Origin of the sequence: Deinococcus aerophilus (assembly GCF_014647075.1) — a bacterium.
Taxonomy (GTDB): Bacteria; Deinococcota; Deinococci; order Deinococcales; family Deinococcaceae; genus Deinococcus; species Deinococcus aerophilus.
Genome location: NZ_BMOM01000011.1, coordinates 58,824 through 85,149, shown reverse-complemented (window position 1 = coordinate 85,149; position 26,326 = coordinate 58,824). Strand labels below are relative to the sequence as shown.

Below are 26,326 nucleotides of genomic sequence, written 5' to 3'. Positions count from 1 at the left end.
AACGGGACTCCCACCGGGGGCCGGGCGGTCACGTCAGGTTCAGCACTCCGCGCAGATCCTCCAGCAGCGCGTCCGGCGTCTCGCCGGTCAGTGAATGTCCGGTGGGCAGGTACGCGGCCCGCAGCCCCACAGCCTGTGCTCCCCACACGTCGTTGCGGGGCGAGTCCCCCACGAACCACGCTTCGTCGGCCGTCACTCCGAGGCGGGCCAGGGCAAGGTGGTAGATGGCCGGGTCCGGCTTGCTCAGACCCACACCGCGGCTGATCACCACATCCTCCACCAGAGGGGTCAGCCCACAGCCTTCCAGGCACGCGGTCTGCGCCGCCACCCAGCCGTTCGTGACGACCCCGGTCCGCACTCCCCGGGACCTCAGCTCCCGCAGGACATCATGGGCGTGGGGCATGACGACCGGAGCGCCCAGAAAGGTGGCCGAGAAGTCGTCCAGCAGAGCCTCTGCCCGGTGCGGCAACTTGAACTCCTGCACCAGCCGGGGCAGCACCTCCCGCTTGGGCCGGTACCCGAAGTCATCCAGTTCCAGAAAGCGGGCGGCGTAACCGGCGGGCAGATCGAAACGGGCCGTATGCTCCCGCAGCCACTGCTGGGCAGTGGCGTTGCGGTCGTGCAGGGTGCCGTCCAGATCGAAGAGGACCGCTTTCAGCTGCCTCCCGCCTGTGGGGCCTCATCGGGCGATTTGTGGAAGGCCGCGCCGCGCGCCCGCACGTCCTCGTGGATCAGGGTGGTGTTCAGGCTCACGGCGGCGGTCATGCCGCTGGCGGCGGCGCTCGTCACGTACTGCGGCGCGCCGGTCATGTCCCCGGCGGCCCAGATCCCGGCCACCGAGGTCATGCCGTGTTCGTTGACCACCACGCGCCCCCCCGCGTTCAGCTCACAGCTCAGAGCGGCGGGCAGCCCGCTGTTCTGAACCTGGCCAGGATTCAGGAACACGGCGTCCAGATCCAATGTGCGGCCACCCCGGAAATGAACCGTCACGCCTTCCTCGCCGCTGACGCGCGCGATGGACCCGGTATGCAGCGGCACGCCAACCCGCACGAGATCGCGGCGCTGTTCGTCGGTCAGTTCATCGGGGCCGTTCGTGAGCAGGGCCACGTCCTCAGCCCAGGCCCGCACGTTCAGGGCCAGGTGATGCCCCCCCTGATGGCGACCAAGCACGCCCAGACGAGCGTCCCGGTTGGGCCAGCCGTCGCAGTACGGACAGTGGTGAACGCTCACGCCCCAGCGTTCGCGCAGGCCCGGAATATGCGGCAACACGTCGCGCACACCGCTGGCAAACAGCAGCCGCCGCGCCCGCACCCAGCCGCCCGCCCCGTCATACCGCAGGGCGAAGGCGTGTGCGCCCCCGTCCTCCCCCAGCACGCGGGCCTCACGGGCCGGGGAGTGCACCACCGTCACGTCGTAGGGACGCAGGTCGCGCAGGCCCAGGGTCTTGAGGTCCGTGGGCGCGCAGCCGTCGCGGGTAAAGACGTTGTGGGCCGCCGCCGCACGGGCATTGCGCGGCGGGCCGCCGTCGAGCAGCAGCACGCGCCGCTCTGCGCCGCCCAGCGTCAGGGCTGCCGTGAGTCCAGCCGGACCCGCCCCCACGACGACGGCGTCGTACGCGCGGGGGTCGCCGCGCCCGCTCATGCCGGGGGACCCGGACGAACGCTGACATCGGTCAGCGTGGCGTCGCGCGGAGCATTCAACACGAAGGCGATGGTGGCGGCCACGGTCTGCGGGTCAATAAACGCTCCGGGCGTGTACTCGGCTCCCTCCTGACCGCGCACCTTGCGCTGCATCTCGGTTGCGGTGCGGCCCGGATACACCGAGGTCACGCGCACGCCATTCCCGGCCTCCTCCTCGCGCAGAACATCGGCCAGCGCCCGCAGCGCAAACTTGCTCGCGGCGTAACTGCCCCAGCCGGCATTTGCCCGCAGGCCCGCGCCGCTGTTCACGAAGACCAGCGTGCCGCGTTCCTGCCGCAGCGTGGGCAGCAGCAGCCGGGTCAGCTCGGCGGGCGCGACCGTGTTGACGGCCAGGGTGTGGGTCCAGACCGCATGGGCCTGCTCCCCCACCGCGCCCAGGTCCACCACCCCGGCGTTGTGGACGACGTTGGTCACGCGGTCCAGCCCCGCCAGCGCGTCCGCGAAGGTCTCGGGGCGGGTCAGGTCCAGCGTCAGCGGGCGGCCTCCGACCTCGGCGCACAGGGCATCGAGCTTCTCCCCGCCGCGTCCGCTCAGGATCAGGTCATGGGTCGCGGCCAGCGTGCGGGCCAGGGCGCTGCCAATCCCCCCCGCCGCTCCGGTGATCAGGGTGACGGGACGGGAGGCGGCGGGGTCAGAAGAAACGGGGCGGTCTGGACTCATGCAGGCGAGGCTAGCGCGTCAGCGTGGTCCGGAAATATCGCTCCCCAACCGCTGTGGCATTGATGATCTCTTCATCTGTTCGGCCCGTGCCATGCCGCACCATCACCAAGTTGTCCTCTTGGTCGTCATGGCGGGCAATCACGGCGGTTGCGGTTCCCCACGCCTCCTTGAACGGTCTGTCCCAGCCCAGCAGAGAGGCATGGGTGGGGTAACACCACGAATCTGCCGACCCCGGAAGGCGAGGAGATCACGCTTTATACTTATGCCGGCAGCGTGGACAGCATAGAAAACCGCCGGAATCCTCTCCTCCGGCGGTGGCAAAAGCGTCGTTACTTAACTGTGATCCGCACCGGTGTGGCGGGCACCTTGACGAGCAGATCATTGGCAAAGCCGGTCAACCAGCTCTCCACCATGTAGTCGCCCGCTGGCAGGTCCAGCGTGCGGGTAAAGGTGACGTTGCCCCGGGCAGGCGCGGTCTTGGTCTCCAGATCCTGCGCACACAGCTTCGGCGCGGCGCCCGACACCGGATAGATCACCTCCCGGGTCCCCACCTGCAGCACGCGCACCTGCGGGGCGGTCACGCAGTTCTGATCGTTGTCGCGCCGCACTCTGAAGGTGATCGCCGATGCGCTGCTGTTGCGGACCGTGAAGGTCAGGCCCACCGGTCCGGTCACGGTGCGCGGCACGAACAGGTTGGCGCTGACCTCGGGCAGGGCGACGGCGGCGGGCGTGGGCACGGAGGGCGCAGTGGTGGACACCGGCGGCTCCGAGGCGGGTGGGGACGGCAGCGGCGCCGTCATGAGCGGAATCTCGGGCAGCGAGGTGTCCTGCGCGGTGGCCAGGACGGGCAGGGTCATCAGGACAGACACGAGCAGAACACGTGGATTCATGTTCCGTAGCTTAACGACCCTGCTTGACGCGTGTCTGAAGCGCTAAGGCTCCCGCAATGCCGCTCCCACCTGACCCGCCGCCTGCGCCGCATAGAAGTCCGCGATCCCGGCCGCGATGGCCGCCGCAAAACGCTCACGGCCTGCCGCGCTGTGCAGGGTCCGCAGGTTGCCCGCGTCGGTCAGGTAGGCCGTTTCTACAAGCACGCTGATCTGGCCGCTCGGGCGGGTCAGGGCCAGGTCAGCGCCGGCCTTGAGGCCCGCTCCCGGTCCCAGCTCGGGCAGGCGGGCGCGCAGCTGGCCCAGGATGGTTCCGGCCAGCGCCGCCGCCTGCGGGTGAGTGAAGTACACCTCCGGCCCCCGGATTCCGCGTGGGTCCCGGCCGTCGGGCAGGGCGTTGGCGTGAATGGACACCAGCAGGTCCGACCGGCTGTTCTCGGCGCTCTGGCCGCGCTCGTACAGGCCCAGGGTCACGTCCCCGGTGCGGGTCAGGTTCACCGTGGCTCCCTGCGCCCGCAGCAGCTCGGCGGTCCGCAGCGCGATGGGCAGGACCAGATTCTTCTCGGGCACGCGCAGGCTGCCGGCCCCGCCGTTCTGGGTACCCCCATGTCCAGGGTCCAGGGTTATGGTGCGGCCCTCCAGCGGGCGGGCCGGATTCAGGGCGGGTGGACGGCGCACCGTCAGCAGCAGGTCGGGGCCGTCATAGCCCGCACGGAAACCCCAGGCCTGCGCTGCCGTCAGGTTCAGCACCACGCGCGTGATTCCCAGGCCCACGGGCCGCACCTCCACACTTTCCAGCAACGGATCGCTGCTTGCCGGCACGTCCAGCGGCTGGGCCAGCGGGCCGTACAACGTGAGGGTCAGCCGCCTTCCCTCCTGTTCCTGCACCAGCCCGAAGGGCAGCCGTGCTCCGTCCAGGGGCAGGCGCACGCGCAGTTCACCCTGGGGAGCGGACCCGGCGGGCGATGAAGCGGGCGGCTCGGCCGGGAGGGTTGCCACCGCGCCCGGATCGGCAGGCACTGACGCAGAGCCACCAGAGCCCGTCGGGGCCACGCCGTTCAGCGTGATCACCCCGCCCGCCACCGGCGCCACGCTTCCAGGTGTCACGCTTCCCGGCAACATGGTCAGCTGCTCCGCCGTGATCAGGGCGCCCACGCCGGGGGCCAGCCGAGCGCGCACGTCCTCACCGACACGGCCCACCAGCGTGAAGGCCATGCCGTCGCGCGGGTAGAGCAGTGGAGCGCCGTCCAGGGTCGTGACCCGCACGCTGGACGGGTTCAGGGCCTGACCCGGCACGCTGCCCATCTTCTGCGTGGCCACGCGCGGGCCGCCGCCCACGCTCAGGCGTCCGGGGGCCACGGCGCCCACGGTCTTGCCGTCGCGCCCGGTCAGGCTGAAGGTCACCGCCGCGTTCTGCAGCGCATCGGCAGGAGAAACCACCGCCACAGCGCGGTAGGTTCCGGCCGGTCCCTCACGCATGGTCAGGGGGGAACCGGCGCCGATGCGGTAGGTGGCGCGGCCCCCCGGAGATCCCTGAAAGCCCAGATCCACGCGGCGCTCGGCGGGCGAGTCCCCGGCAGGGTCCCACCATTCGCGCCCCTCACCGGGCAACAGGCCCTCGCGCTGGATGGCGGTGGGAAGGGCCGGTAAAGCCCGCGTCACCGTGCGGACCACCCGCACAGTGGCCGCCCCCGACTTCCCGGCGGCGCGGGCAATAAGCCGCAGGTCATTGGCACCGGGATTCAGCGGCCACCACTCCATGAACAGACCGTCCGGGCCCACCTTCACGCCGCGCCCGTTTACCGTCAGGGACGCGCCGGGAGTCACGCTGCCTTCCAGGATCACATGGTCATGGGCAACCTGCTGGCCGGGTGCGGGGTAGGCGACGAACACGTCCGGCGTGGCGGGCGGGGCGGCGCGGACCAGACCAGCGGCACACAGCACGGCGAGGGCGAGGCGGACACGGCCAGAACGCATACCGCAAGATGTAGCACGCCTGCACGCCGCCGGGCGTATGCTGCCTCCATCCATGACTGATCCCCTCGTTTCCGCTTACGAGGCGCGCGAGCCGGAGTACGCGGCCCTGCGTGACGCTGCCCTGGCCCACACCACCCGGCTGACCGCCGAGGCCGGCCTCAAGATCCACCACATCACGGGCCGCCTGAAAAAACCCGCCAGTCTGGCCGACAAGCTGCGGCGCAAACCCGGCCGCTACCGTACGCTGCAGGACGTGACCGATCTGGTTGCCGTGCGCGTGATCACGTACTTTGAATCGGACGTGGCGGCCGTGTCACGGCTGCTGGAAGAACACCACGAGATCAACTGGGACCACTCGGTCGACAAGAGCATGATGCACGACCCCGACCGCTTCGGGTACATGGGCGTGCACTACGTGGTGAAGGTGCCCCCGGAGGTCCCCAGCTTCGCCGGGCACGTCCACGATCCGCCCCAGCACTACGAAATCCAGATTCGCTCGATTCTGCAGCATGCCTGGGCCGAGATCGAGCATGACCTGGGCTACAAGAGCCGTGAGGCGGTCCCCCGGGAAGTGCAGCGCCGTTTTTACCGGCTGGCCGGCCTGCTGGAAATTGCCGACGAGGAATTCATGAGCCTGCACCGCCTGTCTCGCGACTACGCCGCGACCCTGCCCGAGCGCGTGCGCAGTGAGCCCGACAGCGTGTTTATCGATGCCCAGAGCATCCACCATCTGCTGGGGGTCTCGCCGGTACGCGACCTGGACGAGGCGGTGGCGGCCGCGCTGGGCGTTCCGCTGCTCACCCGCTGGCCGGACCCCGAACGGCCCCAGCGCATCGCCACGCTGCTGCACTATGTGGGCGTGCATTCGGTGGGTGGCCTGCTGGGCGAACTGCGGCGCAACCGTGCCGACATCCTGAACTTTGCCGCCCGCCTGATGCCGCGCCTGCCCGAGGCATGGCTGCCTGCCGGCGGCGCCCGTCCCGGCACCGTGCTGGTCAACCACGCCCTGTACCGTGCCTGTGCCAACCCCAGCCTGGACCCACGGGAGATCATCACGGCGCTGGACATGTCGGGCGTCCTGAGCACGGCGCGGCTCGTGGACTCGGTGCTGGAAACCTATGCCGAGGTTACGGGAGCAGTGACCGCCGACCCGCGCCATTCCTGAGCTGCAGGTGCGCGGCAGACAGGGTGGCAGGGAGGAGAAAGGCCGCCGGTCATCCCCCTCTTGCGCCGAGTGCAAACATGGTGTACTCTTTTCATTCGTGCGCCGTCCGGGAAGTGCCCGGCGGTCGGAAGGTGCCCCCACTTTCAATAACCACTACGTGCTGCGTGAGATCGAAAGCATTTGCTGGTCACTGGGGTCTTGTACTTTCCCGAAAGGACTACAAATGAATTTTGATCAACTGATTGCGCCCGAACTCGCGGCGCGTCTCGCCGAACGCGGTATCACCGAAGCCAGCCCCATTCAGGAAGCCAGCCTGCCCCAGACCCTGGAGGGCCGCGACCTGATTGGCCGCGCCCGCACCGGGACCGGCAAGACCCTGGCCTTCGCGCTGCCCATCATCAGCAAGCTGGAAGGCAGCCGCGAGCGTGGCCGCCTGCCGCGCGCCATCGTGATTACCCCCACCCGCGAACTCGCCAAGCAGGTGGCCGACGAGTTCTCCAAGAGCGGCGTCAACCTCACCACCGTGACCGTGTACGGCGGCTCGGCCTACGCTCCGCAGGAAAATGCGCTGCGCCGCGGCGTGGACGTGATCGTGGGAACGCCCGGCCGTCTGATCGACCACCTGGAGCGCGGCAACATCGACCTGAGCGCCGTGGAATTCGCGGTGCTTGACGAAGCCGACGAGATGCTCAGCGTGGGCTTTGCCGAGGCCATCGAGACCATTCTGGAGCACGCTCCCCCCACCCGCCAGACCCTGCTGTTCAGCGCGACCATCAGCGCGGAAGTCCGGCGCCTGAGCCAGAAGTACATGACCGACCCCGTTCTCGTGGACATGGTCGGTGCGGGCAAGAGCCAGGCCGCCCAGACCGTCGAGCACCTCAAGGTGCGCGTGGGCCGCAGCCGCACCCGCGTGCTCGCCGACCTGCTCACCGTGTACAACCCCGAGAAGGCCATCGTCTTTACCCGCACCAAGCGCGAGGCCGATGAACTGGCCAACGAACTGATTCACCGCGGCCTGGAAGCCGAGGCGCTGCACGGCGACCTGGCCCAGAGCCAGCGTGAACGTGCGCTGGGCTCGTTCCGCAGCGGACGCGCCGGCGTGCTTGTCGCCACCGACGTGGCGGCCCGTGGCCTGGACATTCCCGAGGTGGACCTCGTGGTGCAGTACCACCTGCCCCAGGACCCCGACAGCTACATTCACCGTTCGGGCCGCACCGGCCGCGCCGGCCGGACCGGTACCGCCATCATCATGTACGGCGACCGCGAGAACCGCGAGATGTCGGGCCTGGAGCGCATCACCGGCGTCCGCTTTATCGAGCGCACCATTCCCACGCCCGCCGAGGTGGCCGCCGCGAGCGCCCGCGCCGGAGCCGACATGATCCGCAAGGTCGACCCCACGGTGGCCGCCAGCTTCCAGGATCAGGCCGAGAAGCTGTTCAGCGAACTGGGCCTGGAAGCCCTGGCCCGTGCGCTGGCCAAGATCAGCGGCGTGACCGAGCCGGCCAAGGCCGCCAGCCTGCTCAGCGGTGAGGAAGGTCTGACCACCATCATCCTGCACGGCGAGCGCATGAGCGTGCCGCGTACCGTGGCCGTTCTGGCCCGCAACGGCGATGTGGACACCCGCCGCCTGGGCAAGGTACGCCAGTGGCGCGGCGGAACCGTGGCCGACGTGCCCAGCGAGTTCGTGGCCAAGCTGCTGGCCGCCAACCCCCTGGAAGGCGACATCCAGATTGAGGTTGCCCAGGAATTGCCCGAGCTGTTCGAGGCCCCGACCCGCGAGCGCCGGGACGGCGGCTACCAGGGCGGAGGCCGGGGCCGCAGCGGCCGCGATGAGGGCGGGTACCGTGGTCAGGGCGGCGGCTACAACAACCGCGGCGGCAACCAGGGTGGCAACCGCGGCGGACAGGGCGGCGGACAGGGCCGCTGGAGCCGTGACCGCAACGAGGGCGGCAACAGCCAGCCCCGCCGTGAGGACTTCGCCGACCGCGAGTTCGTGGGCAACCGCTAAACGCCACTGAAGTTCAGGAGCCCCCGCCGTGAGGTGGGGGCTTTTTTGTGTGCGGAGACCTTGTGTGCTGTGGCGTCCTCCCTCTTTCCGGGGTCTGTCCGCGGCCGCTCCTATCTAGCCCACCCGGCTCCGGCTCCGCACAAACCCGTATGGTGGAGTCATGCGTGCGAACATCGTGGTCGTACTTCTTGGCACCGGGGGTTACTGGGGCTGAGCAGCAAGGCCACGCCGCACACCCCCCGCCCCAGCAGAGGCGGGGGGTTTTTTTACAGGAACACCGCAGGAACAGGAGGAATCATGGGGCAAACGGACGGGCAGGACCTGAACAGGGGCGAGATGACCGGCGCAAAGGCGCTGTGGGCCACGCTGGCAAACCACGGCATTTCCACCGTGTTCGGCTATCCGGGCGGGGCGATCATGCCGGTGTATGACGCCCTGACCTTCTATCCGGAAGTGCGGCACGTGCTTGCGCGGCACGAGCAGGGCGCGATCCATGCCGCCGAGGGCTGGGCCAAGGCCACCGGAGAGATCGGCGTGTGCATGGCGACCTCCGGCCCCGGCGCGACCAACCTGGTGACCGGACTGGCCGACGCCATGCTCGACAGCGTGCCCCTGCTGGCCATCACCGGCAACGTGGCCCGCCACCTGATGGGCACCGACGCGTTTCAGGAAGCCGACATCACCGGGATCACGCTGCCCGTGACCAAGCACAACTACGTGGTCCGCGAGGTTGAGGACCTGCCGCGCATCATTGCCGAGGCCATCCGCATCGCGCGCTCGGGTCGGCCCGGCCCGGTCCTCGTGGACATTCCCAAAGACATTCAGCTTGCTGCCTATGAGGGCGAGATTCCCGCGCCGCAGGCCCGCCCGGAGATTCCCGCGCCCTCGGACGAGTCCATCGAACGGGCGCTGGAACTGCTGCGGGGCGCAAAGAAACCCGTGATCATGGCGGGAGGCGGCTCACTGGACGCCAGCACCGAGATCACCGCTCTGGCCCGGGCATGGGACATCCCGGTCATCACCACCCTGATGGGACTCGGGACCTTTCCTTCCAGCGACCCCCTGTGGCTGGGCATGCCGGGCATGCACGGCAGCGTGGCGGCCAACCGCGCCATCAGCGAGGCGGACGTGCTGCTGGGCATCGGCCTGCGCTTCGATGACCGCGTGACCGGTCGGGTCAACGGTTTTGCACCCAATGCGGCGATCATTCACGTCGAACTCGACGCGGCCGAGATTGGCAAGATCATCCGGACCCATGTGCCTGTACGCGGCGACGCGAAGGTGGCGGCCGCCAGACTCGCCGAGGGCGCCGTGAAGGGCGTCTGGCCCGAGTGGACCGCCCAGATTACCGAGTGGAAGGCCCGCAACGAGACGCCCGAGCACTGGGGCGCCGGATACGCGGTGGCCGCCGTGGTGGACCGCCTGACTCCCGACGATATTCTCAGCAGCGATGTGGGACAGCACCAGATGCTCGCCGCGCAGCTCGCCCGCTTCGAGCGGCCCCGGCGCTGGCTGAACTCCGGCGGGCTGGGCACCATGGGCTTTGGCTTTCCAGCCGCCATCGGAGCGGGGATGGCCGAGCCGGGCGTGCGCAGCGTGGTTATTGCCGGCGACGGCGGCTTTCAGATGACGGCTCAGGAACTCGCGACCCTCAAGATGTACGACATCCGCAACGTCAAGATCTGCATCATCAACAACTCCTACCTGGGCATGGTTCGCCAGTGGCAGGAGATGTTCCACGAAAAACGGTACTCGGAGGTATGGCTGGGAGACTCCAACCCCGACTTCCTCAAGCTCGCCGACGCCTACGATGTGCCCGGCTACCGGGCCAGCAGCGCCGAGGAACTGCCCGGCGCCATCGATGCGTGGCTGAACGATCCGAAATCCGCCCTGCTGGAAGTGGTGGTGCCCCACGAGCATGGGGTCTTCCCGATGGTTCCGGCAGGCGCGGCCCTGTTCGAGATGATCGAGTCCGATCCCCGCCGGGCCGCCGAGCTGAAGTCCCAGCTGGCCGAGGCTCCGATGAACACCGCCCAGCCCGAGGAAACCGCCGAGGAGGCCCGCAAAGCATGAGCGACCCGATTCCCCACGATCAACTGCTGTCCATCCTGGTCCGCGACGAGCCGCGGGTGCTGACCCGCATCACGGCGCTGTTCGGGCGGCGCGGCTACAACATCAAGAGCCTCAGCGTGGGCAACACCGAACATCCCGGCGTCTCGCGCATGACCATCGTGGTTCATGGCGACCGGGGCGTGGTCGAACAGGCCATCCGTCAGCTGGAAAAGCTACATGATGTGGTCAAGATCATCGACCACAGCCTGGAGAAATATGTGGACCGCGAACTGGTCCTCGTCAAGGTGGCCATCACGCCCGAAAGCCGGGTCGAGGTCCGGCAGATTGCCGAGGACTTCCGCAGCCGGATCGTGGATGTGGGCCGCCACGCCCTGACCTTCGAGGTCACCGGCGATGAGGGCAAGCTCACGGCCTTCATCGAGCAGATGCGCCCTTTTGGCATTCTGGAGACCATGCGCACAGGCCGCATCGCCCTGACGCGCGGCAGCAACGCCGACATCGCCTCGCACGTCTACCATTCGGGCGAAACGCAGACGCTTGAACCGGTGGTCCAGGGGGTGGAGGCCCGGGAGGAACGGGCCCGCCGGGTACCGAACATCTTCTGACTCCGACCGGGATGACTGTGGCCGGGGCTCAGGCCCCCGGGACATGGGACTCCGCCGACCACACCCTTTCCCGGGAAAAGCCTGCAAACCAACCACCCAGATTTCCACCACACAAACACAGCGCCCCGGTGGAGGCGCTGTGTTTGTGCTGCGCGACAGCTCCATCACCGTCCCTCAGCGTGCGCCAGCGTCAAAGGTGGCGCTCAAGGTATGCCGTGTTCGCTGCCACCTCCGCCGGAGCGAACGTGCCAAATCCCGCACGTTCCAGCAGCGCCAGCGAGCGGGCGTTGTCGGCGTCGGGTCTGGCCCACAGGCGCACGAAGCCCGCCTCGCGCGCCGCGTCCAGCATGGCAAGGAGTGCAGACGTCATGATGCCGCGGTGTGCGCCGCCGAGCCAGTAGCCCACCTCACCCGCCTCCCGCTCGGGTGACTTCACGTCCAGCGCGCCCGCCACCCGTTGTTCCGGGTCGAGCAGCAGAAACACGAAATGAGTGCCGTTCCGCCAGCCCGCCGCGGCCCAAGTCAGGAAGTCCTCGCCCTCCCCGACCGCGTAGGGGCGGCCCTGCCGACGCGCGCGGAACAGGCGGTCGTACACGAGCGGTTCATTGCACACGGCGGCCACCTCAACGGCGCGCTGATGCGTGAGGGGCAGTTCATCGGCGCGCAGGAGCGTATAGGACTGTCCGGTCAGCGGGTGGGACAGCTGGACGGAAAGGGTGCAGGAAAAGACGGGCAGGAACGGGGTGGTCATCGGGCGCTTTCCTGGGGTGGTGACATGTATATCCGAACGGTGACAATGTAGACCTGGGCTGTACAAATCTACTGACTGAGGGTGCCGATGATGCTGAACATGGGCAGAAACATCCCCGCCACGATGGTCCCCACGATTCCCCCCAGGAAAACAATCATCAGCGGTTCAATGGCCGCCGTCATGCTGTCAACAGCTTCGTCGACCTCACGGTCGTAAAAGTCACCGACCTTGCCCAGCATCGAGTCGAGCGAGCCGGTTTCCTCGCCGATGGCGATCATGCTGACCACCATTGCCGGAAACACCTTGCTGGTTGCCAGACTCGAACTCATCTGCTCCCCCACCATCACGACATTCTTGGCATTCTCAATGGTGTCTTCAACGATGGCGTTGTCTGCCGTTCCCTTGGTGATCTCCAGGGCCTCAATGATGTTCACGCCGCTGCTGATGAGCAGGCCAAAGGTCCGGGCGAAGGAGGAGATAGCACTCTTCCTGGCCAGATTACCGAACACGGGCAACTTAAGCTTTATATCGTCGATGATGAGGCGGCCCTTGGGCAACTTGTACAGCCAGCGATATACAAAGCTCAGAACAGCAACAAAAACCACGATAAGCAAGCTGGAATGCTGCAAAAACTCCGAGGTTGCCATCAGAACTTTGGTAATGGTAGGCAACGGGGCATTCAGCTGTGTCAGGATATTCGCAAATTGAGGCACAATGGTTGTCAGCAGGAAATAGGTGATCAGGATGGCAAAGACGAGCACCACCACAGGGTAGGTCAGGGCACTCTTGATCTTGCCACGCAGGGCCAGCTCCTTTTCCTGAAAGCCCGCAATGCGCTCCAGCACCGAGTCCAGCGTGCCGCTGGTTTCCCCGGCGCGCACCAGGTTGATGTACAGCCGGTTGAAGACCTTGGGATACTTGGCGATGGCCTCACTCAGGGGAGTCCCCGCCTCGATGTCGGTCCGCAGCGCCCGCACGATCACCTGAAACCCCTTGTGCTCAATCTGGCCCTGAAGAATCGCCAGCGACTGCACCAGCGGTACCCCGGCATTGATCAGCGTGGCGAGCTGCTTGCTGAACACCGAAACCTGTTTGAGGTTGGGCGGCCGGTCTCCCAGAAAGGGAATCTTGACGTCGGCGTTCAGGCCCGATTTGGGGGCCTTGATCTCGACGATCATCAGGTTCTTGGCGCGCAGCGTGTCGCGGACCTGGGCCGCCGTCTCGGCCTCCATCTGGGATTTCAGCACCTTGCCGGAGCGGTCACGCACGCGGTATTCGAAGACGGGCATATGCGCCGGAGTATAGTGACGGCGCTCTTGCGCTGGCCTTACAGTCCTCCGCCTGCTCTGACCCCGTATCTTTGCATCGCGTATGTCTTTTTCTCCTGTTCCCGAACCCGGATCACCGGCCCTGGACGCGGCGGTGGCCACCCTGCGCGGCGGCGGCGTGGTGGCCTACCCCAGCGAGACGGTGTGGGGACTGGCCGCCCACCCGGAGGTCCCGCAGGCCATCCGGCGGCTGTACACCCTCAAAGGTCGGGCCGCCGACAAGGCGGTGCAGGTGTCGTGCCAGGACGCGGCGGTGGCCCTGACGCTGGCACAACCATCAGCGGCGTTAGAAGCCCTCTCGGCGCTGTGGCCCGGCCCGCTGACGCTGGTCACCCCGGCCCACCCCGGCGTGCCCGACGCACTCGCTCCCGGCGGATTGATCGGTCTGCGGGTGCCCGCCCATCCCCTGGCGCTGGCGCTGCTGCGTGCGGCGGGCGGCGTGCTCGTCACCACCAGCTGCAACCCCAGCGGCCAGCCCCCGGCCCTGAGTGAGGCCCAGGCCACACAGATGAAGCTGGCTGACCTCGTGTTGCCGTCCGGGGAGGAGCACAGTGGCGGGCAGGCCAGCACCGTCGTTCAGCTGCCCGAACTCCACATCCTGCGGACAGGTGGAGTGGGGGAAGCCCTTTTGCGGGCAACGCTGAAAGCGGCCGGCGTGGACACACACCCATGAACGGCCCCGCCGCTCCCGGAACCCCGGCGCTGATTGGCGCCGCGCTGCTCGCCGCCGGACGGCCGGTCATGGCGCGAGAGATCGCCTCCGTCCTGGGGGTGACCGAGCAGACGGCGCAGAAGGAACTCGAACAGTTTGGCCGCCGTCTGGAAGCGGCCGGGCTGGGCTTTGAGATGGAGGCGGTTGCGGGAGGGTACCGCCTGATCGTGCCGCCCACCCTGGCCGCCCGGCTGGCTCCGCTGCTCTCGCCGCCCGCCCTGCCTGCTCTCAGCAGCGCCGCGCTGGAGGTGCTGGCCGTGATCGCCTACCGGCAACCGGTGACCCGCGCCGAGATCGAGGCCATGCGCGGCGGCAGTGCGGGAACCGTGGTCACTCTGCAGGAACGCGAACTGGTCAAGGTGCTGGGCCGCTCGGACAGCGTGGGGGGACCACTGCTGTACGGCACCACCGAACGCTTTCTGCTGGAGTTCGGCCTGGGCAGCCTGGACGACCTGCCCCCCCTGCAGGACGCCGGTTTTTCACACCTGCTGCGCAGCTGAGCCGCCCCCGCAGTGGGGGCGACGGCGCGGCGGGGGGGGATGGGGGGGTCCCCGACAAAACCACAAGGCGGAACAGAAGACCAACCGCTAGACTCTGTCGTCGGCGCATTTGCAGCCCCCCAGACCCCATGACCAAATCCACCGCCAGCCTCGAGCACTTTGATTTCCTGGAACTGCTGTATCTGCTCAGCGGTCAGGGACGCAGCGGCGCGCTGTGGGTCTACCGCCCGGACGGACGCTTTCAGGCCTGGCTGGAAGCGGGAGATGTGGTTCACCTGCAATTCGGCGAGGACGGCGGCGCGGCGGCCCTGACCCGGCTGCTGCTCGACCCGTGCGGCCGTTTTCACTTTGACGAGGGACTGACGCATCCCACCCCTGGACCGCGCCGGAACATTGACGAGCTGGCCCTGGAGGCCCTGGACGCCATGCCCGTTCAGATCCTTCCCTTCAACGGCCCGGCACGCATCACTTCGCCCGAACGCGTGGCGGCGATGCGCTGGAGTCTGAAGGAGCAGGACATCCTGCGCCAGATCGAGGCCCACCGCCCGGTGGAGGAACTGGCGCAGGACCCGGATGCCAGCCGGCTGCTGCTCAAGCTGCACCGGATCAACCTGATTGCTCCCCGGCGCTCCCGGGTGGCCCGCCTGACCGTGACGGTCACGCGCGAAGTCCGCGGCGTGGTCGTGGTGGATGAGGTGATCTTCCGGCGCTGGCAGGAAGATCTGGCCCGCCAGCCCCAGCATGTTGCGGTCAAGGCCGCCACCGAACAGGTCTATACCCTGCCGGTGAAACCCGCATCCAGCGTCGTTCACGCCCTGCTCGTGCCCACCGAAGTGATGATGCGCACGGGCCTGCGTGCCGGAGACAGCGTGCTGGTGCGGCCGGCGTAACGTCCGGGTCCCGCCGTTCAGGCCCTTGCGACGCCCCACACCCAGCCAGACGGCAACCTCCCAGCGCCACAAACTGCTTTACACTGACGCGGTATGTCGTCCGTGCCCACCGCTGCTTCCCAGTCCGCCACCGCCATCGTCCGGGCGGTGCGCGCCGGCGAAACCACACCGGCCGCCGCCCTGCAGGACGCCCTGGCCCGCGCCGAGGCGGCCCGGGGCCTGAACGCGCTGATCAGCATCAATGAGCATGCCGGTGAACACGCCGAGGCCGTGCAGGCCCGCCTGAAGGCAGGTGAGGCCCTGCCGCTGGCGGGCCTGCCGGTGGTCATCAAGGACAACCTCAACCTCACCGGCACACGGACCACCTGTGCCAGCCGCATGCTGGAGCACTATGTCAGTCCGTACACCGCCACCGCCGTGCAGCGGCTGATCTCAGCGGGCGCAGTGGTGGTCGGCAAGGCCAACATGGACGAGTTTGCGATGGGCAGCTCCACCGAGAGCAGCGCCTTTGGCCCCACCCTCAATCCCTGGGACCTGGCGCGCGTGCCCGGCGGCACCAGCGGAGGCAGCGCGGCGGCGGTGGCCGCGGGCATCACGGCCGTCAGCCTGGGCAGCGACACCGGCGGCTCGGTGCGTCAGCCGGCGGCGCTGTGCGGCGTGTACGGCCTGAAACCCACCTATGGCCGGGTCAGCCGGTACGGATTGGTCGCCCACGCCAGCAGCCTGGACCAGATTGGCCCGCTGGCCCGCAGCGCCGCCGACCTGGCCCTGCTCATGAACGTGATCGCCGGACACGACCCACGCGACGCGACCAGCCTGGACGCGCCGCCCGCCTTTGCCGCCGGCACGCCCGACGACCTGCGCGGTCTGCGCGTGGGGGTGATCACCGAGAGTCTGGACGGCAACACGGCGGGCGTCAGCGCCGTCCTCGCCGGCACCCTGGACGCCCTGCGCGGCGCGGGAGCAACGGTGGGTGAAGTCAGCCTGCCCGCGCTGAAGCACGCCATCGCCGCGTATTACCTGATCTCCATGCCCGAGGCGAGCAGCAACCTCGCCCGCTACGACGGCATGGTCTACGGCGCACGTGGAGCGGGCGACGACGTGAGCAGCAGCATGATTCACGCCCGCGAAAGTGGGTTCGGACGGGAAGTGCAGCGCCGCATCATGATCGGCACCTACGCCCTGAGCAGCGGCTACTACGACGCCTACTACAGCAAGGCCACCCGGGTGCGCCGGTTGATCGCCGATGAATTTGGCGCCGCCTTTGGCGACTACGACGTGCTGGTCACGCCCACCAGTCCCTTCCCGGCCTTCCGGCGCGGCGAGAAGACCAGCGATCCGCTGGCCATGTACGCCGCCGACGTGGACACCGTGGCGGTCAACCTCGCGGGCCTGCCCGCCCTGAGCGTACCCGCAGGCTTTGAAGAGGTGGACGGGCGGCGGCTGCCCGTGGGAATTCAGTTCATCGCCCCCGCCCTGCACGACGAATTGCTGCTCAGGATCGCCGGTGGGCTGGAAGGCACCGGCCACGTGCGGGCCGAGGCGGCGCCTGGAGTGCTGGGATAACCTCCCAGGCCAGCGCTCCCTCAGGCAGGGGCCTGCGCCCGCCGAATTAGGACTTCTCCCCCTTGCGTGAGGCCAGAAAGCGCTGCTGGGTTTCCCAAGCCCGCCGCCCGGCCTCGCCGCCCGCGTCGTCCACCCCCGCGATCTCGCGCACCTGCTCCAGCGCCCGCGTCAGTTCGCCCAGGTCACGCTGGTCCTCGGCCTGGGCCTTCCAGGCATGGACCGTGTTGGGCAGGTAGTCCGTCAGGCCCTGCCGAGCGTCATAGGAGCGGCGGGTGTCGCCACTTTTCTTTGCCTCGGCGGCCACCGTCTCCAGGTGTTCCACCGTGGCAAACACCTGCCCGGCCACGGCGGGAGGCAGACCCCGGCACAGCGCCCGGATGTCAATCTCGGAGATGGTTTCGCCGCTGGAGTGGGCAGGCAGCGCAGGCACGGCTGCGGAATCGGGAACCTCCGGCGCAGCCTGGGGGATGGCCGGACCGGCACGGACCGTCAGCGCAGCGGCGGCCAGGGCCAGGGCGGCAATCAGCAGCACGAGCACCATGAGCAGGGCATTGCCAAAGATGCCCGCGAGCACAAACACAGGAATGACCAGCCCGGAACTGCGCCTGAACTCTGGCGCGGTGACCACGGCGGACAGGCCGCCCCGCACCTGCGCCGAAACAAAATACGCCGCCGCAAACAGCGCGACCAGCACCAGCAGGGTCACGCCCACCAGCGCGTTCCCAAAGATCAGGCCTGTCACGAACAGGGCGATCAGGAGGCCGCCGAACGCAGACAGGGGATCGCCGGCCCGCCGGGCACGGCGTTCGGCGCGGCGTTGTGCTCGGTCCAGGGGATCTCTCGCCATAGCTGGGGCAATTATGCGCCATGCCGGGAAGGTCGCCCCTTCCAGCGTGATTCCAGGGCGATCAGCCCCAGGCACCAGCACCAAGTACGCCAGACTCAGGCCCATAAACGCCGGCTCGTGGGCCATCAGCTTGCCGCACAGGTAGGGGCGGTCCGGAATGTAACCGAAGGCGGCTTTTGCCCGCAGCGGCTCCTTTCAGACATCAAAGTCCGCCACACGCACGGTGCCGGCAGTGGGGCGGCGGATGGTGGTGGTCTTCCCTGCCCCGTTGCTGCCCAGCAGCCCGGAGACCGTTCCCGGCGACACCGTGAAACTGAGGTCCTGTACCGCCTGATGGGCACCGTAACGTTTGCCATGGTGGGTGACCTCAATCATCTGGCCCCGATGATGGCCCAGAGCTTAGCCGGGTTCTGTCACAACAGAACGACGGCGCAGCTTCAGCCCACAGGTTCGGGCCCGCTGCCGCCGTCGCGGTAGCTCAGGTCGCCGGTCAGGCGGGTGACCAGCCGTTCCAGGGCCGCCTGCCGCGATCTCGCGTCGGTGGCGACAAGGACGGCAGTGAGCTCGTGCGCCACCTCTGGACTTCTGGCGGCGAGGTCGGCGGGCCAGCGTTCGCGCTTGACCTCCCACCAACCGTTGACGGCGTAGAGGACGTCCACGGCCTGGTTTGCCGCTGACAGTGCCAGCAGAGAATGTATGGGCTGATTCAGGACGCCCCGACCATCCATCACCTCTTCAATCAGGTGAAAACGCTGGGCTTCCGTCAACGGCCTGGGCGTCGGTCCAGCCGCATAGAGGGTGCGGGCCTCGTCTATCAACACGCCCAGCTCGGGATGCGGCAGGACAGGACGGCCCTGCGCAAACATCGTGATCGTCGCCGCGTCCTCCTCGGCAAACATCGCGCGGACCTTGTGGACAGGATTGTGAAAAACCTCCACCGGCACGCCGTCCACCGTGAAGTTGCTGCGCCAGCGCAAGCCGCCCGTGACCAGAGCGTGAAAGTCCAGGTCACTGTACGGCGTGGCCTCTCCCCGCGTGGCCGAACCGCACCACAACGCAGCGTAAACGCCCGGCGTGGCCGTGATGCGCTCCAGCGCGGCGGGCAGAGCAGCTTTCAGACGCGTCTGCGCCACTGTGGTGATCACTGCCTCACGCCCCTACCCTGTCTTCAGGCCCACCCGTTCGGTGTCGCCCGCCCAATCGGCGACCACGCCCTGCGTTTTCAGCCAGCCGCGCATGCTGTAGCGGGCGCGGGTCAGCCCCGAAAGGGTCTGGTGGGCCACTTCCACGGCCCGCTGCACCTCACGTGGAGTCACAAAGCCTGCCTCCCAGGCGGCCAGCAGCTCGTCGGTGTCAGCAATCTCTGCGCCCAGGCCATCGTGCAGCACGATATCCAGGTACAGGTCGCGCACCGTCCAGACCGCACCCTCCCGGCTGATCTGGGCCACGTCGATGTAGAAGTCGTGTTCTCGGTGGCCGTGAAAACTGTAGTGGCAGACCACCAGATTCAGGGCGGGCAGCAGATGCGCCTGCCAGTGGCGGATGCGCGGGTGGCCCACGAAATCGCGGGCCACAAAGAGGCCCGCAGGTGTTTCCCGGTACGTGTCGACGACGCGCCGCCCCGTATTGGTGTGATGACAGTTGTTTGCCGTGTCGTGCCGTTCCACCTTCACCGGATGCGCGTCAGCAAGCATGGGACAGCGTAACCGACCTCCTCAGAAACGGGCGCGGAGGAATCTAACATCCCGGTCAAGAATGGAGATTTAATGAAGTTACAGGATCGGCAGTGCGTCCAGCATCCCGAAGTCATGCGGCACGAACAGGCTGCCCTCGGTGGTGCCGCCGTCCGACAGACCCGCCAGAGCCGCGTCCAGCTCGGCACTGCTCAGGTCACCCGTCAGGAAGGCGCGGTGCAACCGCACGACTTGCCGGACCGTGTTCGGCGTCTCGTGAACAAATTCCAGGCGGAAGTCCTGCAGGCCGGCCCCCTGCCACTCCGGCAGGTGGGCGGCGGCAATCTGCGGGCGGCCCTCGAACACCGTGTTGCGGCAGCCCACGTCGGCCATGACCGGGTGCGTGCGCCCGCGTTCGTCGCGCAGGGCGACGCGGTGCGATTCGCAGGGGTGACCGCAGTTGGTGTAGTCGGTGCCGTCGGACAGGAAGCGGCAGAACACGCAGTGCTCGGTATGGAAGACCGGCAGGTGGCCGTAGGCGACCACTTCCAGCAGCTCGGGGCCGACCAGAGAGGCCAGCTCAGTGATCTGCCGGGCATTCAGGTCGTGGGTGGGGGTCAGGCGCGTCAGTCCCAGCTCCAGCAGCGCGCGGGCCGTCAGGACGTTGGCGGCGTTCAGCGAGAAATCGCCGGTGAGTTCCGCCGCGCCCGCTCCCTGCAGTCCCTCGAGCAGGCCGCCGCTGCGGACCAGAATGCCCGCCTCCAGCGACAGCAGGAATTTCTGCAGATTCTGCTCGGTGGGCTTGAGGATGCGCGGGCTGGCGACCCGCACCGGCACACCCGCTGCCCGCACCCGCTCCACGCTGGGCTTGAGGCCATACAGTTCCAGATAATCCAGCGTGATGGAATCGGGCGCCTCTTCCAGGGCGGCGTCCAGCTGCTCAGGCGTGCGGACAAGAACATGCAACCGGGCTGCGGAGCGGGGCGCTGGGGCAACGGTCCCCGTGGTCTGCGCGGCCAGCACCTCATCCAGACGCGCGGCGGTCCGCCGCTCTGGAGCCTGACCGCGCAGGTCCGTCAGGGCCTCGACCGCCTCGCGGCGCAGGGCATTCAGGGCGCTGACCGGCAGGAAGCCCGCCCCCTGCAGATCGGCGCTCAGCTCCGACAGGTGGTAGCCCGTGCCGCCCAGCTTGCCCAGTTGCTCGCGCAGGCCCGACTCATCCAGGGCGCGGTTGCGGGCGGGCGAAAGGGGCTCGGGCAGCGTGGCGGTGGCGTGGTGGCCCGCCTCATCGGTCAGGGTCAGCGCAGGGGGCTGGCCGACATGCCCCAGGAAGTGGGCCTGAACGGGCCGGGTATAGACCGCGTCGTTCGCCTCGACCAGGGGCCGGACGCGGGCAGCCAGGGTGGGATCGTGGGTGCGCCACACCGGGTCGCCGATCCGGACGCGGGCACCATCCACCGAGCCGCGCCCGAAGCGCAGTTCATACACGGCGCCCGCACGGACCTCCTCCACCGGCTGTCCGTTGTGCCACAGACCGTACAGAAAGCCCCCCTCCTCCCGGCCCTCCGGGGTGCGCCAGTTGGCGGGATCGAAGACCAGACCGTCACCGGGCCGGACCGGCTCCGAGAGATCCACGAGCACGCCGCGTTCGGTCACGCCGCGCACGGTGCCCACCCGCACGCCCCGGTGCCGCGGCGCCCGCCCGCGCACCACGGTCTGGTGGTTGGTGCCCGCCATGAAGTGCGGGGCCAGCCCCCGCGAGTACACCTGCTCCAGATCGCGCTCCTGCTGCGGCGTGATGCCCAGCGGAAGGCCGGCCCAGGCCTCATCCACCGCCTGACGGTAGGCGGCGGTGGTCAGGGCCACGAACTCGGCGTCCTTGTAGCGGCCCTCGATCTTCAGGCAGTTCACGCCGATGCGCACAAGGTCGGGCACCTGATGCAGCGCGTACAGGTCGCCGGGCGACAGCAGGTAGCGGGCGTCGCCCAGATCCCGCGTCTCGCCGTCTACCAGCAGGTCATAGGGCAGACGGCACGCCTGGGCGCACTGGCCCCGGTTGGCGCTGCGTCCACCCCAGGCTTCGGAGGAGAAGCACTGACCGCTGTAGCTCACGCACAGGGCGCCGTGGACGAAGGTTTCAAGCTCCACATCGGTCTGGTTGGCAATCCGCTCAATGTCGCGCAGGGACAGCTCGCGCCCCAGCACCACCCGGCTCGCCCCGAAGCGGCGGGCGTGTTCGGCTCCCTCGGCCGAGGTGATGCTCATCTGGGTAGAGCCGTGAATGGGCAGGTCCGGGCAGATCTCGTGGGCCAGGCGGGCAACCCCGTGGTCCTGCACGATCAGGGCGTCCACCCCGGCCTCGGCCAGCGCGATCAGTTGCCGCTCGGCGTCGCGCAGTTCGCGGTCAAAGACAAGCACGTTGAAGGTCACGAAGCCCTGCACCCCGCGCCGGTGCAGGCCGGCCATGATCTCGGGCAGCGCCTCGGCCTCAAAACCCACCTTGGCACGGGCGTGAAAGCCGGCTCCGTCCTGACGGCCCGCTCCCCGCGCCGGGTTGACGCCGAAGAACACAGCGTCGGCTCCGGCCTCCACCGCTGCCTTCAGCTGGGGAAAGCCTCCCACCGGACTCATTACTTCGGGCTTGACACGGGGACGCGACATAACAGGGCAGTGTAACAGGAGCGCTGACCGCCCAATACAGGCACCGTCGCCATTTCCCTGGCCACGCACCCTTCCGTCCGGCACCGGGGAACCGCCTGACCGGCTGTGACCGGGCGGCGCTGGACCTCCTCAGCACCGGGAACCGCCGTTGAGTACGATGAACTGGGTTGGCCTCGCCGCGCCGCGGTGGCTCCACGACCCCTCCGCTTCATGAATACTCCCTGGCCGGGCGGCAATCCGAACGGCCACGCCCCACGGCAGACTGTGCGCCAGCGTGCCCATGTCGCCCACCGTTACGCTCCGCTTTTCGCTGCGCCCACTCCAAGGAGTTTGAACATGCTGCCCGATTCCGAATCCGCGCCGTCCACGCCCCATGACCCCGAGTCTCCGCAGGCCCAGACACCGGACCAGGGTCCCACCGACGCAGAAGTGCTGGACATCCTGCAGTCTGCGTTCGAGGCCGCCCGCAATGGAGACGCCGCCTTTCTGGCGCAGTGGCTGGAGCGCGGCCTGCCCCCGAACCTGCAGAACACGCGCGGCGATACGCTGCTGATGCTCGCCGCCTACCACAGCCACACCGGCGCCGTCCGCACGCTGCTCGACCACGGCGCCGATCCGAACATTCTGAACGACCAGGGCCAGACCCCGCTGATGGGCGCGGTGTTCCGGGGCGACCAAACCACCGCCGAACTGCTGGTGGAGCGCGGCGCCGGTCTGGACGTCGCCGCGCCGGGTGGACGCACCGCCCTGATGATGGCCGCCATGTTCGGCCGCACCGAGATGCTCGACTGGCTGATCGAGCTGGGAGCCGATCTCCACGTGCGTGACGCGGGCGGGGCCACGGCCGCCGACGCGGCGCGGGTGATGGGCGCAGCGGACACGGCGGCGCGGCTGGACGCTCTGCTTGCCCAGTCCCCCGCACCCGCATTCCGCCCCACCAAAGAGGACTGACCCAGAACCGGAACCGCCCCTCAGCGCACGTCGCTGCGCCGCAGCCCGAAGGCCACCCCCAGCACTACCAGCGCCAGCGCCAGGGTGGCCACCCCCCAGACCGCGCCGCCGCTGACGGCGAAGGCGGTGGCGCTCAGGCCCGCCTGAAACAGCAGGGCCAGAAGCGTGTTCAGCACCGGGGCACGGTGCCCGCGCTGAAAGGCGTCGGCGCGGCGGGTGGGCAGAGGTTGCCACAGCACCATCAGGGCCGTGCCGCCGGTGCCCAGCAGCAGCAGCGGCACCAGAACGAACGTGTGGAGGATGCTCAGCGCACCCTGCCAGGTCAGTACCGCCAGAATCAGCGCCCCCACCAGGGCAGTGGGCAAAACGGCGGCCAGCCACTTGTCGCGCCGCAGGGCCGCCGGGCGGCGCGGGGCGCTGAGCAGCAGATCCGGCGCGTCCTCGGCATTCAGGGTGAGGTGGGCCAGGGCTGCCGCGAGGCTGGCCGTGAGCAGCACCACCCCCGTTCCGCCCGCCGCACGCAGTCCTCCCACCCGGGTGACCGAGAACAACAGGGGGACCAGGTAAACCAGCTGCAACAGCGTGCGCGACAGCAGTTCTGAATCCCGCCCGATCAGCCGCCATTCCTTGAGCAGCGTGGCGCGCGGCCCTGAGGCAAAGTGCAGCCCGGTGTCTGCAGCGGCTGGCCGTGGCCGGCGGCCTCCCGGCGGAGCGGCGAGTTCCTGAATGCCGTACGTAAACTGCCGGGTCAATACCAGAACAGAACCGCCAAAGACCGTGACCGACAGGCCCAAAAGCGCCAGCGTCGGCCACGGCTCCAGCCAGGCGGCGCGGGCCGCAAACCACAGCAGGCCCTCTGGACCCGGCCAGTTTCCCCGACCCGGCACAACACTTGCGAACACCGTTTGCAGGAAGCTGGCCCTGTCCCCACCGAGGCTTCCCCACTGGATGGCCAGGAACAGCCCCGCTCCGAACAGGGCCCCGAAGACCGAGGACACCGTGCGGGTGCGCCGCACTCCCAGAACACGCACCAGTCCCAGGGTCAGCCACAGGCCGGCACTGGCAGCCAGCAGGGCGGCGCAGACCCACCACAACGGCAGGCCCAGCCCACCGCGCCACACCCCCAGCACCAGCAGCAACAGCAGCGCCGGCACGACGAACAGCGCCGAGGCGAGGGCCGCCGACACGGCCACCCCCAGCGCCCGGGAGGTCAGCACGACGCGCGCTGGAAGCGGTGAGTGCAGCAGCAGGTCCAGATCGCCGCGTGTGAACAGGGCGCTCAGCGCCGCCCGCACCGCCGCCGAGAGCATCAACATCAGCAGGACGGTCTGGGCCAGCAACACCGGCCCCAGCGCCGCGTCCGGCAACGGGCCGTTCAGCGACAGCCTGGAGAGAACCGGGCGCAGGACAACGAAGCCACCCACCATCCCCAGAACCACCACCACGAAGACCATGAAAAGCCACCGCCGCTGCCCGCTGCTCAGGCTGCGCCACTGCCACAGCAGCTGCTTTTTCAGAAGCCACGCGAGGCTGCCGGGCCGGGAGGCCAGGGACCAGCGGGCAGCCGACGCCTCCTCCGGCGTTCTCACGGCCTCACGCGGGCCTGTCCGGTCTTCACCCACCCGCCCGAACTTCCTCATCCAGCGCCTCGGCCGGCGGTGCGTCCAGCCCGGTCAGGGCCAGAAAGGCGTCCTCCAGGGTCTGCGTCCCGGTGCGCGCCAGCAGCTCTTCCAGGGTTCCTTCGGTCACCAGACGACCCTCCGCAATGATGCCGATGCGCCCGGCCATCCGCTCGGCCACCTCCAGAATGTGGGTGGTCAGCACCACTGCGCCGCCGCCCGCCACGTATTCCTGCAGAGCGTCTTTGACCTGACGCGAGGCCGCCGCGTCCAGCCCGGTCAGCGGCTCGTCCAGCAGCATCAGGCGTGGCCGGTGGATCAGCGCTCCGGCCAGCGCCAGTTTCTGTTTCATTCCGCGTGAAAAACCTTCGGTGCGCTGCGTGCGGTGGTCCCACAGATTCAGCCACCGCAACAGCCGCTCGGCTTCGGGCGCAGCCTCGGCAGCGCTCAGGCCCCACAGCCCCGCCACAAACTCCAGATACTCCGGCGCACTGAGCTTGCCGTACAGCAGCGGATCATCGGGCAAGTAGGCCAGAACCTGTTTGGCCGCCGCCCCGTTGCGCTGCACGCTGTGTCCGTAGATCAGGGCCTCGCCGCCGTCGGGCCGGGTCAGGCCCGCCACGATGCGGATGGTGGTGGTCTTCCCCGCTCCGTTGGGGCCGAGCAGCGCGTACAGTTCGCCGGGACAGACCGTGAGGCTCAGGCCCGCCACCGCCGGCTGGCCCCCAAAAGCCTTGTAGACCTCCCACAGTTCCAGAGCGGCGACGGCTTGGGGAGCGGGGTCGGTCATGTCCTCTTATATACGCCGCCGGAAGGACCGGGGTTGCCCGCCGGGGCCGCGATGGGCCCGGGCGACGACCGGAGGGGCACCCCAGACGCTAGCCTGCCTCCATGATCAGGGTGCTGTTTGTGGGAGATGTATTTGGCCAGCCGGGCCGCCGGGTGCTGTCGGCGCAGTTGCCTCAGCTGAGAAAGACGGCGGATTTCGTGATTGTGAATATGGAAAACGCTGCCGGCGGCTTCGGGCTGCACCGTGACGCCGCCGACGCCGCGCTGCGGGCCGGAGCCGACTGCATGACGCTGGGCAACCACGCATGGCATCACCGCGACATCTACAAGCTGCTGCTTGACGAGGTGAACTATCCCATCGTGCGTCCCCTGAACTACGCTGATCCGGGCACGCCGGGTCTGGGGTGGCGCACCTTTGAGGTCAGAAACGCCCAGGGCAAGCCCGAGCGCCTCACGGTGGTCAATGTGCTGGGCCGGGTCTTCATGGAAGCGGTGTCCAATCCCTTCCGGGCCATGGACGAGCTGCTGGAACGCGACGACCTGGGCAGCGTCTTTGTGGACATGCACGCCGAGGCCACCAGCGAGAAGGCCGGACTGGCGTGGCACCTCGACGGACGGGTGGCCGCCGTGATCGGCACGCACACCCACGTGCCCACCGCCGATACCCGCATTCTGCCCGGCGGCACGGCCTTTCAGTCGGATGTGGGGTTTACCGGCCCACACGACAGCATCATCGGTTCGGACCCCGAGGGACCCATTCAGCGGTTCGTGACCGAGCGTCCGCACCGCTACGCCGTCGCCGAGGGCCGCGCCGAGCTGAACGCCGTGTATGTCCAGATAGAGTGGGGCCGCGCCGAGGCCATCGAACGGTACCGTTACGTAGAAGAGACCGAGGGCGTCGGAGGCATGGGCCGCTGACCCCACCGCACCTCCCGCCGATCCGTCACACCTTCTCGTGAAGACA

The 26,326-nt window shown here is 68.5% G+C and carries 24 protein-coding genes; 10 read left to right on the top strand and 14 right to left on the bottom strand.

What is annotated here, in order from left to right:
* Nucleotides 1-28: 28 nt before the first annotated feature.
* From IEY21_RS08705 to IEY21_RS08685, 5 genes are all read right to left on the bottom strand, one after another.
* Entirely contained in the window at nt 29-658 is a 630-nt protein-coding gene (locus IEY21_RS08705) for an HAD family hydrolase (protein ID WP_188903488.1), read from the bottom strand.
* On the bottom strand, nt 655-1,641 hold the full coding sequence (locus IEY21_RS08700; protein WP_188903426.1) for an NAD(P)/FAD-dependent oxidoreductase: 987 nt from the start codon (nt 1,639-1,641) through the stop codon (nt 655-657). The genes IEY21_RS08705 and IEY21_RS08700 overlap by 4 nt, the downstream gene beginning before the upstream one ends.
* Nucleotides 1,638-2,360: an SDR family oxidoreductase gene (locus IEY21_RS08695; protein ID WP_188903424.1), complete on the bottom strand. Its 723-nt coding sequence runs from the start codon at nt 2,358-2,360 to the stop codon at nt 1,638-1,640. Before IEY21_RS08695 ends, IEY21_RS08700 begins: the two co-directional genes overlap by 4 nt.
* 329 nt (nt 2,361-2,689) lie before the next feature.
* Nucleotides 2,690-3,250, bottom strand: a complete 561-nt coding sequence (locus tag IEY21_RS08690; protein WP_188903422.1) for a hypothetical protein — start codon at nt 3,248-3,250, stop codon at nt 2,690-2,692.
* Nucleotides 3,251-3,292: 42 nt separating this feature from the next.
* Nucleotides 3,293-5,224: an N-acetylmuramoyl-L-alanine amidase gene (locus tag IEY21_RS08685; RefSeq protein WP_188903420.1), complete on the bottom strand. Its 1,932-nt coding sequence runs from the start codon at nt 5,222-5,224 to the stop codon at nt 3,293-3,295.
* 52 nt (nt 5,225-5,276) lie between these two features.
* Here IEY21_RS08685 and IEY21_RS08680 point away from each other — a divergent pair, with 52 nt between their 5' ends.
* From IEY21_RS08680 to ilvN, 4 genes are all read left to right on the top strand, one after another.
* On the top strand, nt 5,277-6,389 hold the full coding sequence (locus IEY21_RS08680; protein WP_188903418.1) for a GTP pyrophosphokinase: 1,113 nt from the start codon (nt 5,277-5,279) through the stop codon (nt 6,387-6,389).
* A 223-nt stretch (nt 6,390-6,612) separates the two neighbouring features.
* On the top strand, nt 6,613-8,397 hold the full coding sequence (locus tag IEY21_RS08675; protein WP_188903415.1) for a DEAD/DEAH box helicase: 1,785 nt from the start codon (nt 6,613-6,615) through the stop codon (nt 8,395-8,397).
* A 297-nt stretch (nt 8,398-8,694) separates the two neighbouring features.
* Nucleotides 8,695-10,470, top strand: a complete 1,776-nt coding sequence (gene ilvB, locus IEY21_RS08670) for a biosynthetic-type acetolactate synthase large subunit (RefSeq protein WP_229752987.1) — start codon at nt 8,695-8,697, stop codon at nt 10,468-10,470.
* On the top strand, nt 10,467-11,075 hold the full coding sequence (gene ilvN / locus IEY21_RS08665; RefSeq protein ID WP_188903413.1) for an acetolactate synthase small subunit: 609 nt from the start codon (nt 10,467-10,469) through the stop codon (nt 11,073-11,075). The genes ilvB and ilvN overlap by 4 nt, the downstream gene beginning before the upstream one ends.
* A gap of 190 nt (nt 11,076-11,265) precedes the next feature.
* Here the strand turns inward: ilvN and IEY21_RS08660 are convergent, their stop codons facing one another.
* Together IEY21_RS08660 and pilC are read right to left on the bottom strand one after the other, a co-directional pair.
* Nucleotides 11,266-11,826, bottom strand: coding sequence for a GNAT family N-acetyltransferase (locus tag IEY21_RS08660; protein ID WP_188903411.1), 561 nt, complete (start codon nt 11,824-11,826; stop codon nt 11,266-11,268).
* Between the two features lie 68 nt (nt 11,827-11,894).
* The gene (pilC, locus tag IEY21_RS08655) at nt 11,895-13,115 is read right to left on the bottom strand and encodes a type IV pilus assembly protein PilC (RefSeq protein ID WP_188903409.1); all 1,221 of its coding nucleotides are present in this window, start codon (nt 13,113-13,115) and stop codon (nt 11,895-11,897) included.
* 82 nt (nt 13,116-13,197) lie between these two features.
* On the opposite strand from pilC, the gene IEY21_RS08650 reads away from it, so the two are divergent.
* The 4 genes from IEY21_RS08650 to gatA all read left to right on the top strand — a co-directional run bounded on the left by IEY21_RS08650 (nt 13,198) and on the right by gatA (nt 16,822).
* Complete coding sequence (locus IEY21_RS08650; RefSeq protein ID WP_188903407.1) at nt 13,198-13,827, top strand: L-threonylcarbamoyladenylate synthase; 630 nt, start codon at nt 13,198-13,200, stop codon at nt 13,825-13,827.
* Nucleotides 13,824-14,366: an SMC-Scp complex subunit ScpB gene (gene scpB, locus IEY21_RS08645; protein ID WP_188903405.1), complete on the top strand. Its 543-nt coding sequence runs from the start codon at nt 13,824-13,826 to the stop codon at nt 14,364-14,366. Before IEY21_RS08650 ends, scpB begins: the two co-directional genes overlap by 4 nt.
* Nucleotides 14,367-14,494: 128 nt before the next feature.
* Entirely contained in the window at nt 14,495-15,256 is a 762-nt protein-coding gene (locus IEY21_RS08640) for a DUF4388 domain-containing protein (RefSeq protein ID WP_188903403.1), read from the top strand.
* 93 nt (nt 15,257-15,349) lie between these two features.
* Entirely contained in the window at nt 15,350-16,822 is a 1,473-nt protein-coding gene (gatA, locus tag IEY21_RS08635) for an Asp-tRNA(Asn)/Glu-tRNA(Gln) amidotransferase subunit GatA (RefSeq protein ID WP_188903401.1), read from the top strand.
* A gap of 46 nt (nt 16,823-16,868) precedes the next feature.
* Here gatA and IEY21_RS08630 read toward each other — a convergent pair whose 3' ends face one another.
* The 5 genes from IEY21_RS08630 to IEY21_RS08610 all read right to left on the bottom strand — a co-directional run bounded on the left by IEY21_RS08630 (nt 16,869) and on the right by IEY21_RS08610 (nt 22,003).
* Nucleotides 16,869-17,669, bottom strand: a complete 801-nt coding sequence (locus tag IEY21_RS08630; protein WP_188903400.1) for a hypothetical protein — start codon at nt 17,667-17,669, stop codon at nt 16,869-16,871.
* Nucleotides 17,670-17,864: 195 nt separating this feature from the next.
* Nucleotides 17,865-18,044, bottom strand: coding sequence for an ATP-binding cassette domain-containing protein (locus IEY21_RS08625; RefSeq protein ID WP_188903398.1), 180 nt, complete (start codon nt 18,042-18,044; stop codon nt 17,865-17,867).
* 62 nt (nt 18,045-18,106) lie between these two features.
* The gene (locus IEY21_RS16825) at nt 18,107-18,814 is read right to left on the bottom strand and encodes a hypothetical protein (RefSeq protein ID WP_229752986.1); all 708 of its coding nucleotides are present in this window, start codon (nt 18,812-18,814) and stop codon (nt 18,107-18,109) included.
* Nucleotides 18,815-18,826: 12 nt separating this feature from the next.
* On the bottom strand, nt 18,827-19,363 hold the full coding sequence (locus tag IEY21_RS08615; protein WP_188903396.1) for a DUF402 domain-containing protein: 537 nt from the start codon (nt 19,361-19,363) through the stop codon (nt 18,827-18,829).
* 78 nt (nt 19,364-19,441) lie between these two features.
* A complete protein-coding gene (locus tag IEY21_RS08610) occupies nt 19,442-22,003 on the bottom strand; it encodes a U32 family peptidase (protein ID WP_188903394.1) in 2,562 nt (853 codons plus the stop codon).
* A 336-nt stretch (nt 22,004-22,339) separates the two neighbouring features.
* On the opposite strand from IEY21_RS08610, the gene IEY21_RS08605 reads away from it, so the two are divergent.
* Nucleotides 22,340-22,954, top strand: coding sequence for an ankyrin repeat domain-containing protein (locus IEY21_RS08605; RefSeq protein WP_188903392.1), 615 nt, complete (start codon nt 22,340-22,342; stop codon nt 22,952-22,954).
* 20 nt (nt 22,955-22,974) lie between these two features.
* On the opposite strand, the gene IEY21_RS08600 is transcribed toward IEY21_RS08605, so the two are convergent.
* The gene (locus IEY21_RS08600; protein ID WP_229752985.1) at nt 22,975-24,543 is read right to left on the bottom strand and encodes a hypothetical protein; all 1,569 of its coding nucleotides are present in this window, start codon (nt 24,541-24,543) and stop codon (nt 22,975-22,977) included.
* Nucleotides 24,544-24,568: 25 nt separating this feature from the next.
* Nucleotides 24,569-25,363, bottom strand: coding sequence for an ABC transporter ATP-binding protein (locus IEY21_RS08595; protein ID WP_188903390.1), 795 nt, complete (start codon nt 25,361-25,363; stop codon nt 24,569-24,571).
* A gap of 101 nt (nt 25,364-25,464) precedes the next feature.
* Here IEY21_RS08595 and IEY21_RS08590 point away from each other — a divergent pair, with 101 nt between their 5' ends.
* Nucleotides 25,465-26,280: a TIGR00282 family metallophosphoesterase gene (locus tag IEY21_RS08590; protein ID WP_188903388.1), complete on the top strand. Its 816-nt coding sequence runs from the start codon at nt 25,465-25,467 to the stop codon at nt 26,278-26,280.
* Nucleotides 26,281-26,326 lie beyond the last annotated feature (46 nt).